This is a genomic window from Ruegeria sp. C12, from assembly GCF_056537745.1.
The window spans coordinates 1-14,097 of sequence record NZ_JBQFSA010000012.1 but is presented as its reverse complement, the minus strand read 5'-3'; the positions used below and the strand labels follow the sequence as shown (position 1 = coordinate 14,097).

10 protein-coding genes and 1 pseudogene are annotated in these 14,097 nt (G+C 51.7%); 10 read left to right on the top strand and 1 reads right to left on the bottom strand.

What is annotated here, in order from left to right:
- Nucleotides 1–79 precede the first annotated feature (79 nt).
- The 7 genes from ACR0C9_RS20370 (at nucleotide 80) to ACR0C9_RS20340 (ending at nucleotide 9,821) form a co-directional block, all read left to right on the top strand.
- Nucleotides 80–3,160, top strand: coding sequence for a sigma factor-like helix-turn-helix DNA-binding protein (locus ACR0C9_RS20370; RefSeq protein WP_170627275.1), 3,081 nt, complete (start codon nucleotides 80–82; stop codon nucleotides 3,158–3,160).
- Entirely contained in the window at nucleotides 3,160–5,244 is a 2,085-nt protein-coding gene (locus tag ACR0C9_RS20365) for a DNA phosphorothioation system restriction enzyme (protein ID WP_170627278.1), read from the top strand. The genes ACR0C9_RS20370 and ACR0C9_RS20365 overlap by 1 nt, the downstream gene beginning before the upstream one ends.
- 37 nt (nucleotides 5,245–5,281) lie before the next feature.
- Nucleotides 5,282–5,473, top strand: a complete 192-nt coding sequence (locus ACR0C9_RS20360; protein ID WP_170627279.1) for a hypothetical protein — start codon at nucleotides 5,282–5,284, stop codon at nucleotides 5,471–5,473.
- Nucleotides 5,470–7,521, top strand: a complete 2,052-nt coding sequence (locus ACR0C9_RS20355; RefSeq protein ID WP_170627281.1) for an AAA family ATPase — start codon at nucleotides 5,470–5,472, stop codon at nucleotides 7,519–7,521. The genes ACR0C9_RS20360 and ACR0C9_RS20355 overlap by 4 nt, the downstream gene beginning before the upstream one ends.
- On the top strand, nucleotides 7,511–7,942 hold the full coding sequence (locus tag ACR0C9_RS20350) for a DNA phosphorothioation-associated protein 4 (RefSeq protein WP_170627283.1): 432 nt from the start codon (nucleotides 7,511–7,513) through the stop codon (nucleotides 7,940–7,942). Before ACR0C9_RS20355 ends, ACR0C9_RS20350 begins: the two co-directional genes overlap by 11 nt.
- 134 nt (nucleotides 7,943–8,076) lie before the next feature.
- Nucleotides 8,077–8,589: a hypothetical protein gene (locus tag ACR0C9_RS20345; protein ID WP_480781911.1), complete on the top strand. Its 513-nt coding sequence runs from the start codon at nucleotides 8,077–8,079 to the stop codon at nucleotides 8,587–8,589.
- Complete coding sequence (locus ACR0C9_RS20340; RefSeq protein WP_170627288.1) at nucleotides 8,589–9,821, top strand: DNA phosphorothioation-associated DGQHR protein 1; 1,233 nt, start codon at nucleotides 8,589–8,591, stop codon at nucleotides 9,819–9,821. Before ACR0C9_RS20345 ends, ACR0C9_RS20340 begins: the two co-directional genes overlap by 1 nt.
- 286 nt (nucleotides 9,822–10,107) lie before the next feature.
- Here the strand turns inward: ACR0C9_RS20340 and ACR0C9_RS20335 are convergent, their stop codons facing one another.
- Nucleotides 10,108–11,046: a LysR family transcriptional regulator gene (locus ACR0C9_RS20335; protein ID WP_170627290.1), complete on the bottom strand. Its 939-nt coding sequence runs from the start codon at nucleotides 11,044–11,046 to the stop codon at nucleotides 10,108–10,110.
- A gap of 145 nt (nucleotides 11,047–11,191) precedes the next feature.
- On the opposite strand from ACR0C9_RS20335, the gene lhgO reads away from it, so the two are divergent.
- The 3 genes and pseudogenes from lhgO to ACR0C9_RS20320 all read left to right on the top strand — a co-directional run.
- Complete coding sequence (gene lhgO / locus ACR0C9_RS20330; protein WP_480781910.1) at nucleotides 11,192–12,379, top strand: L-2-hydroxyglutarate oxidase; 1,188 nt, start codon at nucleotides 11,192–11,194, stop codon at nucleotides 12,377–12,379.
- Nucleotides 12,380–12,403: 24 nt separating this feature from the next.
- Nucleotides 12,404–13,447 (top strand): ABC transporter substrate-binding protein, encoded by a 1,044-nt coding sequence (locus ACR0C9_RS20325; RefSeq protein ID WP_480504077.1) that lies wholly within the window; start codon nucleotides 12,404–12,406, stop codon nucleotides 13,445–13,447.
- Nucleotides 13,448–13,525: 78 nt separating this feature from the next.
- Nucleotides 13,526–14,097, top strand: a pseudogene (locus ACR0C9_RS20320) (hypothetical protein); the annotation flags it as partial.

The window sequence follows — 14,097 nt, the reverse complement described above, 5'->3', positions numbered from 1 at the left end:
CAGTTGGTAGATTGAGGAGGAAAGGGGGCTTTTTTTTGGCGCTTTTCTAGAGGGTTATCGGAGGCCGTAAGCGGGCAACATGCTTTCAAGACTGGGTAAGAAACTCAAAGCTCTCGTGAGCAGGGAAACAGTGAAGACTGTTTCAACGGCTCCATCTGTCGCAACAGATGGACAAGATCATTCGGCCGCATCAGTCACTAAGGACACATCAACGAGTTCGACAGTTGAACCAGCATCAAGCCTCACCGCAACGGAACCATTACAGACCACACAACCGGCTCCCGTGCATGAGTTGGAGAATTCGCCCAGAGCCTTTGACAGAATAGAAGGCAACAAGTTTGAATTTGCGCTCAACGCTCCTGAAGCGGATCAGACAGACACCGCTTGGGCGCAGGCTGCTGACAAAGCGCCCGATGATCAGCTGGAAGCTCGGGCGAATTCTGACGATGATTTAACCGTGTTGCAATTGGCCTTGGCCATCGACGAGCCGAGTCAGGGTAGCCCCTCCAAGAGGCAAGCTACATACACTTCTAGCAGCCGGCCACGTCAGCCAGTTCGGCCTGCTTCTCAAAATGCACTGGAAGAAGAACACCTTCTTGATCTGGCGATACAGAGTTTCGCATCAACGCGGCTGATCAATGTGCTGCGAAGTCCTGAAAATGAACTGCCAGTGACGACGCTCAACGACTACATGTTGGCACCCGATTCAGCGCGCGAGAGCTTCGAGCAGCTCAAGAATTTCGGCGCAAAGCTAGCGAACGAGCTTGATCGGTTGGTGCGCAAAAGCGCAGCTGAAAAACAAGCGAACGAAATCAACCGAAAGAAATGGGAGGATGCGCCAACTAGTATTGTCGAGATAATACGAGAGGCTGATTGCTCTGTTCGACTTCTCAATGCAATCACCGCAAATTCTGATCGGTTACCCATAAACACTGTACGAGAATACATGGAAGCACCGGAAATTGCTCGAAATGCGTTCTTAAAGCTACCAAACCTTGGCAAAAAGTCAGCATCTGAACTCGACGAGATTGTGCGAAGCGTTGCTGCTTTTTCGACCAAAGAAACGGGTAGAACAACAGGGGCATTTGATGAAGAAACGACCTACAAGAGAGCAAACCAAGTAGCTGAGTTGTTTTTATCCGGGATGCAGTATCCTGACGAGCTCTTTGAATGGTCGCCACCGACCAGGCTCGCGAACCTTTTGAAAATTGATCAAAAAGAAAATCGAAGTAGCTTTGGAGACTTCTTGAAGACTTACGATGAAACCTCCTTGCGGATCCGTTCGCTACCTGGCTGCGGACGTAAGAGCATCGAACAGCTCAACCAGATTGTTTCTCGTGTGATTGAAGCGCGCCTTTCAATTTGTGGCGCTGATACGAGGATTGCGCCCGAACTAAGAAGCTTACTGCATGGCGACATACTCTCTGATTCATCGCTGGCTAAAATCATAGAACTCGGAAACATCAAGCCTGAAGACATTAAAGCTTCCGAGAGCAGTTCAATCGAGGAATTGACGGTAGCTGAAGTTATTGCAGGATCCGTCTCTTCACTCAATGAAAGACAACAAGACATCCTGCATCGGCGGTATGGTATCAATAGCGGCGAGACCGAAACGCTCGAACAAGTCGCCTCTAGCTATGATGTGACCCGAGAGCGCATTCGTCAGATTGAGAAGAAGGCAAAGCAAAAGCTCCAAACGAAGCGCACAATAAAAATACTGATCGGCGCACTGGAGCAAGAAGGCTCCTTGGAAAAGCTCTTCAAGAATCGGAAAATCGTCTCTGAGGAACAGATAAGTGCTGTGAGCAAGTTACTGGCTCCAGAGGAGCGTCTTGCGGTCGACCTGGCGTACGGCGACTTGAGGTCGTACCTCGACGCTGAGAGCATTCGAACCGATGCAGGTTGGGTGCAAGAACATGACTTGCTCACGATGAGCCATGAGCCGGAAGACTTGTCTGGGTCACTTCGGCAGCGAATTGTGTCCGCAATCGGCGAACAAAAACTGCCGATCCGTTTGTCAGAAATTGCCGCCTCACTACCCGACTATCCGCTTTCGGAAATTAAGGGCGAGTTGTCAGCACGTTTTGAGGCTTCTCTCGAAGGAGATCTTGTAAGAGCTGCTCCGCGTTTGCCTAGTTCAGTGCGGTGTATTCTCATCCTTCGCGAAGCGGGGCACGCTATGCATTGCGACGAAATCCGGGCTCGGATGCACGAAGTCTTCGCAAAAGACGAGAGCATTCATCATATCGGGAGCACGCTTGCTGGGCTGGAAGAAGCCCTCATCGTCGAAAGAGGAACATATGATCTCTACGAGAACCTCAGTCTTACGGACAACGATCTTGAAGAAATTCGAGACCGTACGCTTCGTCACCTGGAGAGTGTCGGCGGGTTCATAAGCGCAAAAGTTCTGTTCTCCGACTTATTCCAGGGCGAGACTGAACGCTTTGGGATCTCGTTTGGACCTTACATGCTTCTGGGCATTGTACAGGATGACGAGCGTTTCGTGACCAAGAGAGGCCTGATGATCGGGCTCGCAACTGATGAAAACAAGTCTGAGTTCCGCGGCCTTGGCGAAGAAGTCTTGGCCGTACTGACAGAAGCGCAGCGATCGATGACGTTGGTGGAGATTGCCGAGGAGCTTGAAGGCCGAAGAGACGTTTTCACAACGTCGATATCAATTGGACTGGAAAACTCGCCTGAGGCGGTGTCGGTCGGCCGGGGCCGCTTTGATCTAGTGGTAAGGGCCATCGGTCAAGAAGAACGCCAAACAGACCTGATACTGGCTTGCGCAATCGCATTGGCGGGCGGTCCCAGAACGGCATTTGCTCTCTCAGAAATCTTGAGCCCCGTTTGGGGCGAAATTCAGACACGGCCGCTCCTGAGCTTCTTGAAAAACCGCGATATTTTCGACGTGAACCAAAAGATCGTTACAACAACTGAGCTGCCCGAAGTGGTTTCAAAATACATTGAACTTCGGGATCAAACTCTAGAACATGGGTGTGCAGGAGTGCCAGACCTTGAAGCGGTGCAAGATGCTCTCAAATCACAGGATGCGTCTGACCTGACACGTCTCGACCACTTGTTCACAATCAAGGAAGACGACCCGGGAGAAGGTGAAGAAATGCTCGGGATGATACTCGGGGACTTTGGTATTGATTGATGTCCCTTGAAACCCTGAAACTCCCTTTTTACGTCACGACGAGCGAGCATGATCCTGTAGCGGATTTTTTTGATCCAGTTCTTGAGCACGCGCATCAATATGACATTGCTGTCGGGTACTTTAGCAGTGCGTGGTTGCGCGATGCAGCTCATGGCATGGCAAGCTTCGCACTCAACGGTGGCAAAGCCAGGTGGGTGATCTCACCCGAAATGTCTGTTGAAGATTTCAAGAGCCTTCAGATTGATGGTCAGCTGTCGGATGAACTTGTCCAAGATTTCATTTCTCGATCGTACGACGATCTCTATGTGCACCTTACGCAACATACGCGCGAAGCGCTTGGCTGGCTTCTCTATGATGGCGTACTGACCTTTAAAGTTGGTATTCCGAAGAACAGGCTTTCCGGAATTATGCATGCCAAACAGGGCATCTTCACAGATGAGTTCGGAAACCGAGTAGGCTTTCAAGGATCGTACAATTTGACCGGCGGAGCTGGTACAAATTGGGAAGCTTTCAGCGTGTTTTGCGATTGGAAATCAAGCGAAAGCCTCGAAAGAAATAATCATATCGCAGCGTCCTTTGACCGAATGTGGAGAGGACTAGATCCGAACTTGGCGCTGTTTGATCCATCTTCAGCCGATCTTGAGCGGTTTGTCAGTGCAGCACGAGATAGCTCCAGACACTACGAATTGTTTCCGCCAGAAAAACCGAGTTCTCCCCGTGTACCTGAACACTTCCTGACTGACGGTCGCCTACGCGGTTACCAAGAAGAGGGGATACGCAAGTGGTTCAAGAACAATGGCCGCGGGATTCTCCACATGGCAACGGGAACCGGCAAGACAGTGACTGCTTTGACAGCAGTGACGAGGTTGAATGATTTTGTTGCCCAGAAGAACGGTCAACTTTGCATCGTTGTAACGGTTCCCTATCAACATCTTGCAGAACAATGGGCCCGAGAGGCTGAAGAGTTCGGGTTCAAGCCTGTTTTGTGCTACGGCGGCGTCCACCGCTGGATGGAAGAATGCCAAAGGCGCCTGAATGAGCTGCGCTCGAAGGCAACGCAGCATGTAATGCTCATCGCAGTCAATGCCTCTATGGCAGACAAGCCATTCCAGTCTGTTCTTGGATCTTTCGGTGGCAACATCCTATTTGTTGGCGATGAAGCGCATAATCTGGGTGCGCCGTCTAACCTACAAGCGCTCCCGGAGAGCGCTGCATTTCGTCTGGGATTGACAGCGACGCCTGATCGCTACGGGGATGAAGAAGGTACTGAGGGTCTAAAGAGGTATTTCGGCGAGATTGTTTTGGACTACGGCCTAGACAAGGCGATCAGCGGAGGTCACCTCTGCCGATATCTTTATTACCCGATCCTCGTGCACTTAGACGAAGACGAACAAGATGAGTATGCAGAACTCTCCACGCGTATTGGTAGGCTATTCGGCCAGGCAGCCAAGCCGGATAGCGACAAGAGCGAACAGTTGAACCGATTATTGATTAAACGGGCCCGGCTGGTAGGCAAAGCGCGAAACAAACTACCGGAACTGGTCAAGCTTCTTAAGCAGCAGGGGGAGATCTCCCATACTCTGATTTATTGCGGCGACAGCAAGGATGATGGTCAGCGATATATCGATTCCGCTCTTGCGAGGGTAGGGGGTGAATTAGGGCTGAGAGCAAGCCCGTTCACTTCAGAAGAGAACAACGACGAGAGGTCGAGACTGCTGAAACAGTTCGCAGCTGGAGATATACAAGCACTGCTCGCTATCCGATGCCTAGATGAAGGCGTCGACGTTCCAATGACGCGGACTGCGTACATCTTGGCTTCATCTTCAAACCCAAAAGAATTTGTCCAAAGACGGGGGCGGGTCCTTCGGCGCTCTGAAGGGAAGAATCGTGCATATATCTATGACTTTATCGTTGTACCGGATCTGGAAAAATTGTCAGATCAAGCTCCATCCAACGTAGAGCGGTCTCTGATGAAACGAGAACTGGCGAGGTTCAACGAATTTGCTACGCTTGCAGAAAACCATGGAGAAGCGCTCTCAGTGATCACTGAGATCAAGAAGAGCCTCAACCTCCTTGACCATTAGCAGGTATGACCCACGAGATTTCAGAAAGACGTAAGAAATGCCCGAGCACAGTAAGTCCCCAAAGCAAATCCTCGAAGCGGCTTCTCCGAAGGCGAGAAAAGTCGTGAATGAAATTCTATCCATTGAACACGAATATCAGAGCTATCGAAATCTTGGGGCCGCGGGTAGTGCTGAAAAAGAGATTGCTGCGCGGATCAAACAACTCATCGAGCGTGAGGTAAAGCGGTGAGAATACTTCGTCTAAAAATCAAAAATTTCCGTCAATTCCACGGAGAGTGTGAGCTCGAATTCCTCTCTGACGACACCTCAAGGATTACCGTCATTCATGGTGAAAACGGTTCTGGGAAAACCTCACTTTTGAACGCCTTCAAGTGGGTTCTATACGGCAAGACAGATTTCGACACCGGCGAGCAAACAATCCTTAACGAACTTGCTTTGTCTGAAGTCGCTCCGGGAGCGGTCACGGAGCTCAGCCTTGAGCTTGAATTTGAACATGAAGGATCGACATATACCGTTCACCGAAAACAGGAATTCAGGCGTACAGGCGAAGCGCTAGAAGCCGAGCCTATTGGAAAGTCTGTCCCGACTCTGTCTTGGATAGATGAACGGGGCAAATATGAAACGGCAAAAAACCCAGCCAACCGGATAAACCAATTGATACCTGAGCAGATGCACTCATACTTCTTCTTCAACGGAGAGCGCATCGAAAAACTGGCGAATGTGTCTGCTTCCGGCGAAATCCGAGATGCCATCAAGACCTTGATGGGCTTGGAAATCATAGACCGTGCAAGTGATCACCTTGGTCGCCTGGTGATCAAGGATCTTAGGAAAGAAGCTAGTGAAACGGCTTCAGCTGACTACCGCAATCTTCTTGAGAAAGAGTCGAGGATCAATACAGAAATCGATCAACGCAAACTGGAGCGGAACACTGCGTCGAAATCAAGCAATGGCTTCCAAACAGAACTTGACGCTATCAACGCTTCATATGAACAGATTGCTGATGTAAAGGCAAAGGCCGAACAGAGGCGAAGTTTAGAGGCCGAGAAAGGCACCATCGAAGGCGACCTCGAGAAGCTCAGCCAAGAGAGAATGGAGCTGGTCTCGCAAGTGGGCGCACTGGCTTTTCTAAACGATACAGTAGCCTCAGTCTCAAACGTTCTGGAGGATTGTCGTAAGAAGGGTGAGCTGCCTTACAAGATCAGAAGGACATTCATTGATGACTTGCTGCACGATGCGAAGTGCATATGTGGAACAGAACTACAGGAAGGCTCTCAAGCTAGAGCCGCGATTGAAGGTTATCGCGATCAAGCCACTGGTGAGGATCTTGAGGCCGCTTTCACAGATGTCGTGAGCAACCTGAGAGCTATGCCTCGTGAGAGGAACAGGCTTTATGCACAGCTATCTGCTTGGTCAGCAAAAGAGAGCGACTACGACAAGCGTTTAAAAGCGATTGCAGAAGAGCTCGACGAGATTAGCAGTAGCTTGGGGTCTTCTGATATCGAAGATGTCAAGCGGCTCGAAGAACGGCGAAACGAGCTGACAAAACTACAAGCTGACGAGCGTCTTAAAGTCGTCAAGGCAAAGGATGCGATCGAACTGCTGAACGACGACCTAGCCAAGGTCAAAAAAGAGATTGAGAAGGTCCAATCCAAATCTCAAAAGGAAGACCTGGCCAGACAGAAGCTTGAGTTTGCCGAGGCCTGTAAAAACCTGGTCGACAACCTGCACGAAGCGCTGGCCGAAGAGACACGCCACCACCTTTCCACCAAGGTGAATGACACATTCCAAAGCATTCTCCGCAAGGATTTCTATGCAGAGATTGATCGCGACTACACTCTAAGAATTTTCAAGGACGTTCCGGGGGTGGGGAAGCAACCCGTCTCTGAGAAGTCGACTGGCGAGAACCAGGTCATCAGCCTGAGTTTCATTGCGAGCTTGGTTAACCTCGCAAAGGAACGCAACAAGGCGAAAACGACCTTTTTCAAGGGTGGTGTTTACCCACTGATCATGGACTCTCCGTTTGGCGCTCTGGATCGCGAATACCGTGAGAAAATCGCACAACACATTCCTGATCTAGCCGACCAGGTCATCGTGTTTGCGTCTAACTCACAATGGAGCAAGGAAGTCGACGACAAGTGCCGGCCGTTTATCGGAAAAGAGTATAGCTTGGTCTACCACGCTCCGAAATCGAAAGGGCGCGAAGAGGACACAGAGTACGTAAAACGTACTGATGGTCCTGAGTTCACAAAAATTGAGGAGGGCTACCTTGGCCACTAGAGTAAGACGCCCCGCCGAATTTGAAGAGATGCTGAGTGAGCTTCGTGACGAAGGCATTTTCCAAACCTTTAAGGACGCTCTTGTCTTTGCGGCTTCTTTAGGGTTCCGCCGAGGAAACCGGAAGCCGTTTCAGAAGAGCTCAGAACCTATCGATCTTGAAGTGTTCAGGGGTGACTTTGATCGAACCATCATGAGCATGATTGCCATCGAAGAGAACAATGATCCGAAGATGCTGGCTCCATCCAACGAAGCCGAGCGTGTCCTATGCTTTGAAGAATATGCGAATGGTGGCCTTGAAATCATGAAGCGCGAAATCTCAGACGGCAAGCAAGACTGGCGAGAAGGTCTACTGACCCTCATTCACAGGGAGGAGAGCGACCAAACGATACTTGACGACATAACTGAACTGGCAAATTTTTAGCATAGTGCTTAAACACAGCGAATGCAGTACAGCAAAAAAATTGTTCCAAACGAGCCACTTCTTAGAAAAAGAATCTTAAGTATTCCGCAGTGAGGGAGAGTATTTTGACCAAAACCAGTACTGACGCAAATCAAATGGGTGATTGGCAGTACCTCGGTCGCGAGATTCGTCGGCGCACTTTCGCCCCATTCAAGAGTGTACCTTTCGTCTTTTACTTTATTCTCGCGATCGTCGTTTTGGGTGGGCTGGGGATATGGGTTGAGGTTGCGAAGAGCCAGCTGAATCAAAATTGGAAAGTAGATGGTCTTCTAACTGCCTTATCTACCTTTTTTCCCGCCTTGATCGGCTCTGCATCGCTTCAGTTAATTTTGAAATCAACCGATAGGTCGGACAAGATCTTGATTTCATTCTCGTTGTTAGTTTGCTTTTTTTCCTTTGTAGGAATTGGCATCATCGCAGCATTTTTTTCACTTCACCCAGGACTTTGCCTAAACGCTGCATTTGGCTTTGGCATTCTAGCAGTTTGGTTTTGGTGGTTTACCAACGGAGACGACCTGACCTATCGAAATGCTCCCATCGATGCTGCTACAGGCGGCAGTACCGACCGAGCAATCAAAGGTAACTTGAACGAATTTAAGGTAGATTAATGGATATTCAGTTCCCTTTCACAGTACCTGCTCTCCGGGTCGACCAGCGTCTCGGCAGTTTCTATGTTGCCGTACTTCCAGCCGAACTTTTACTTCGCGTCTGCGCAAGCGACAGAATGAGCGCGTCTCTTAACCCAGATGGAGTGGGTTATTCGCTTGAAGGAACACAACGGGTGATACAAGACAAACGCCTGTCGGAAATTGCTGCATACATTAATCGTGTCGACTCAGCCTTTCCAAACTCAATTATAGTCGCTGCGAACTACGACCGTGAGACCGGCTTCGATCAATCCGAAAACGAAGACATCGCAGCGGAGGAAGGCGAAGAGCCCAATGGCGTATCAAGTGCATGGAGTGTTCAAGTATCAGATGATGGTTGTCACAAACTGACGATCCCGTCGGAAGCCAAACTTGCAGCGGTGATTGATGGCCAACACAGGCTGTTTTCTTTTGCAAAAGCGAGTCCGGAAGCACTGCGGAGCATGAACCTGATTTGTTCTATCTTCATCGACCTTCCCAAAGCTCTGCAAGCCCAGATTTTCGCAACGATTAACTCTACTCAGAAACGGGTTGACCGCAGTTTAACGTTTGAACTGTTCGGGTATAATGTTTCTGACGAGCCAGAAGAGTACTGGACTCCAGACAAGTTGGCTGTCTTTTTTGCTCGTAAGCTGGCAACGGACAAGGACTCACCTTTGCGAGGCCGCATCATGGTTGCGCCAAAACGGGACTCGAGACTGGAGAAAATTGCCGCTGAAGCCGCATGGCGAATTTCGACTGCCGTTGCGGTTGACGGAATTATGAGGCTCTATTCGAGCAATCCCAAGCGAGACGCCAATCTAATGCGAGAAGGCGAAGCCCATACCAGAAATGTACTCTTGGAAGGCCCAAAAGATAAATCTCCCCTAAGAAGCGCTTACATCGAAGGCAACGACGCAGTGATCTTCAAGATGGTTCTAAACTATCTGAAAGCGGCAGACCGAGTTTTTTGGGAAAACGCGAATGAGAGTTCTTACATCTTTCGGACCATAGGTGTGCAAGCCATATTCGACATTCTGCGAAAGCTAGCGTCTGGTGCATTTGAAAGAAAGGACATCAGCTCAGGCTACTTCGAAGAGATTTTGGAACCGGCTGGACAGATCGACTTTTCTTCAACTGAATTCCAAAATGCTTCAGGTTCCGGCCGGACCTTCATTCGAAAAGCGATTGAGGCGTCTATTGGACTTACTTAAACGGCCCAGCCTAACCTTCACCGAGGCATTTGGCTTCAGGTGAAGGTCAGGTACGTGGTTCACTTGTGCGAGGGCCTTTGGCAAATCCTCAACTAAGGAGTGGCCTGACAAGCACAACTCCAGCATGAACTCTACTAAATGGCCTTTCAGAATTACCATAATAATCCTTATCAGCTCTTTGGGTGAAGCAGGGGCACATTCTAAAGTGGGTTGCGAAAACTCCCCCTCAAAGAAAAGGTGGTCTGAATAGTAAAAGACATTCGATCTGATTTGGATCACCACTAGACTAAGAAGCCTTGACGTGGTTCCTGACCTCCTTAGACAGGTTGTCCTTAAAGATCCCTGCGGCCATTCCCAGGGGGCGCGACTTCCTGTGAATCAGGTAGCAACCATTCTTCACGCGACCCCCGGGGATCGGAAGTTCCCTTATTGATCCTTTGTTCACCCAAAACTCTGCAAAACGCAATGGAACGAATCCGAGGTATCGGGATGATAAAATCAATAGCATCCGGGAGAGAATGGTTGGTGCAGAGGCCAAGAAACTGAGCCCTGATAGGAAGGTTCTAAAATCCTCGTTCTGTGTGACGTCGGTGTGGACAAAGCTGTGGCGTTGCAGCACTTCATAGCTTAGCTCGGATCCGGGCACGTCGAAAAGCGGGTGATCTGCTCCACAAAAGAGTCCCATTTCCTCTTCAAACAAGGGCGTGAGATCCAGAGCATCACTTGTCTGTATCAGCGCGGTAAAACCGAGGTCGGCGTTGCCCTCGAGTACGGACTCCAACACTCGGTCAGGGGCCGTCATCCTTATCTTCAGACTCAACTCCGGATAATTCTCGTTCATCTTTGCTATAGTTGCTGCGATGGGTTGCTCCATCTCGAAAACAAAACTGTCGTCGATCATCACACTGATTTCACCCTCCAGCCGGTGGGAGGCAGAGCCGACAAAATCGGAGAACCGATTGATTTCGTTCATCAATTGCTCGGTCGCTGTGTGGATGAGGCGGCCCTGCTCTGTCATAGCGAAGCCAGACCGGCCGCGTTCGCAGAGACGCACTCCCAGACGTTGTTCGAGCTTGGAAAGCCCAATACTGATGGCTGATTTGCTTTTGTTTAGACGAGCCTCTGCGGCCGTAATTCCTCCGGCCGATACGATCTCGAGAAATTCACGCAATAACGAGACATCAACGTCCGATAGGTTTCCGCTGAAGGGCGAGCGGTGTCGCATCGTGGGTACTCCATCAAGGCCGCTTAGTTCTGTTATGTTTAACTTAAGTTATTCATGTTAGAATTTATAGCCGCCGAACCAACGCATACAACCTCTTTCACGAAACTAAGGGGTATCTATGCACAATCCAGACGACCCATATGACGTGGCAATCATTGGTGCGGGCATCATCGGCCTTGCGACTGCTCATTTTTTGCACCAGTCGGAGCCTGATCGGAGAATTGTCATCATCGACAAGGAGGCCGGACCCGGCCAGCACCAAACTGGGCATAACTCCGGTGTCATTCATGCCGGAATCTATTATGCGCCCGGCAGCCTCAAAGCCAAACTGTGCACCGCCGGTGCCAAGGCTACGAAAGCATTCTGCGACACCCATGAGATCGCATATGAGAATTGCGGGAAGCTGATTGTTGCGACCGACACGTCTGAACTGACCGCATTGGACGAACTGGAACGTCGCGCCACCCAGAACGGGCAGGTTGTCCAGCCAGTTGGCCGCGAAGAGCTTGCCGAGCGCGAGCCCATGGTCCGCGGCGTGCGCGCTCTGTTTTCCCCGGCCAGCGGTATCGTCGACTATGGCGAGATCTGCCGGGTACTGCACAAGACCTTAGAAATCTCCGGGGTGAATTTCCTGCTCGGGCAGGCCGTCACGGGACTGGAGGAACGAACGGACGAAACCGTAGTGGCCACATCTGGCGGTGAGCTGTCGACGCGTCTTGTTGTAGCCTGCGCTGGCTTGCAGGCAGATCGGATCGCTGCGCTGTCCGGTGTTGGCGATGATTTCCGCATCATTCCCTTTCGCGGGGAATATTATCGCGTCGCAGATCATTCCAAAGTTCAGGTCAACCACCTGATATACCCCGTGCCCGACCCCTCACTTCCATTTTTGGGGGTTCATCTGACCAAGATGATCGGCGGCTATTCCACTGTCGGACCCAATGCGATGTTTTCGCTGGGGCGAGAGACCTATTCGGCCAACCGTCCAGTTTGGCGCGACCTTGGGCAATCCCTCGCTTTTCCCGGCTTCTGGAAACTGATGGCGCGCAGCCTGCAGCCAGGCCTTCATGAGCTCAGCGGTTCGCTGCTGAAATCCGTTTATCTGAAGCGTTGCCAAAGATACTGCCCGAATCTCTCTCTCAATGATCTTGAACCCTATGAACCCGGCATTCGAGCGCAAGCTGTCGATGCCAGTGGCAAGATGATCGACGATTTCCTGCTGCGTGAAACACGCCGATCGATCCATGTCTGCAACGCTCCATCGCCAGCGGCAACCTCAGCATTCCCGATCGGGGAAGAGGTCGGAGCACGCATACTGAAAAAACTCAGAGAATAAATTCACCATCCAAGGGAGGAAAAAATGAAACTTGGTGCCAAACTAATGGGCGGTATTGCCCTTACAACACTGATGGCCACAACTGCTGCACAGGCCCGTGATCTGACGGTCATCAGCTGGGGCGGGGCCTATCAGGAAGCACAGCGCGATGCTTTCTTCGAGCCCTACATTGCGACCTACGGCGCTTTGCGCGACGAGGCCTACAATGGCGAGTTGGCAAAGATCAAAGCGATGGTCGAAACCGATGACGTCACCTGGGACGTCGTGCAGATGGAAGCGCCCGAACTGGAGAACGCCTGCGACGAGGGCCTGATCGAGCGGATCGACTGGGACCGGCTGGGCGGCAAGGACCAGTTCATCGACAGCGCCGCCATGGGCGATTGCGGCGTGGGCGCCATCGTCTATTCGGTGATCCTGGCCTATGACGAGGCCAAGCTCGGGGCCGACGGTCCGCAAAGCTGGGCCGATTTCTGGGACACCGAACGCTGGCCTGGCAAGCGCGCTCTGCGAAAATCGGCGAAGTTCACGTTGGAGATCGCCCTGCTGGCCGACGGAGTTCCGGCGGACGAGATCTATGAAGTGCTTTCCACGCCCGAAGGGGTCGAGCGCGCCTTTGCCAAGCTCGAAGAGATCAAGGGTGACATCCAGTGGTGGGAATCCGGCGCGCAACCGCCGCAATGGCTGGCTGCGGGCGATGTGGTCATGACCAGCGCCTACAATGGTCGCATCTCGACCGCCGTGGCCGAGGGCCAGGACTTTGCCACCATCTGGGACGGGCAGGTCTATACGCTGGACGGCTGGGCGATTGTCAGTGGGTCCGAGAACCTCGATGCGGCCTATGATTTCCTGAACCTCGCCAATCAGGCCGAGCGTCAGGCGGTTCTGTCCAATGCCATCCCCTATGGCACGATCCATCCAACTGCTGCGACAGTCGTCGCTGCCGAGGTGCAGCCGCAGCTGCCGACAGCCCCTGGAAATCTGGAAAAAGCGCTGCACCAAAGCACCGATTTCTGGATCGACCACATCGAAGAGCTGAACGAGCGGTTCAACAACTGGGCCTCCCGGTAACCTGATCACCGCTCCCAAGGGCTGGTTGTTGTCTCCCCGCGACCAGCCCGCCATTTCTGTTGCTCCAAAGGCATCATCATGACCTCAATTTTCTCGTCCACCGAAGCGAGGCCCCACCCAGTTGCACCGAAGGCCTCCAGCCTCAAACGGGAGCTTTTCCGAGCAAATCGTCGGAAAACCCGCTCCGCCGCGTTTCTGGTTCTACCACTGCTGGCATTGGTGCTTGTGTTCTTCGCAATGCCAATCATCGGGTTGCTGACCGGTGCGGTGCATAGCCCGACCTATGCCGACAACTTTCCCCGCTCAGCTGAACACCTTCAAGCCGGGCATCCTTTCGACGAGGCCTTTTACGAAGCCTTGTTTCTGGATATCCGCGCGGCCGATGACGCCCGGACCACGGGCAAAGTGGGCCGGAGACTGAACCAGGATCAGCCAGGCTTTTCGACCATGCTGAAAAGCACGACGCGGGCCAGCCGGCGCAATACGCCCACCCAAGGAGCATTTCGCGACTGGTTCGCTACGCGCGACGCCCGTTGGGTTGATCCCGAGTTTCAAGCGGCGATGCACCGCTCCGCCCAACCTTATACCGATTTCTTTCTGCTCAAGTCGCTGGACCTGACACGTGACACAGAGGGCGCCCTTGTCAGTGT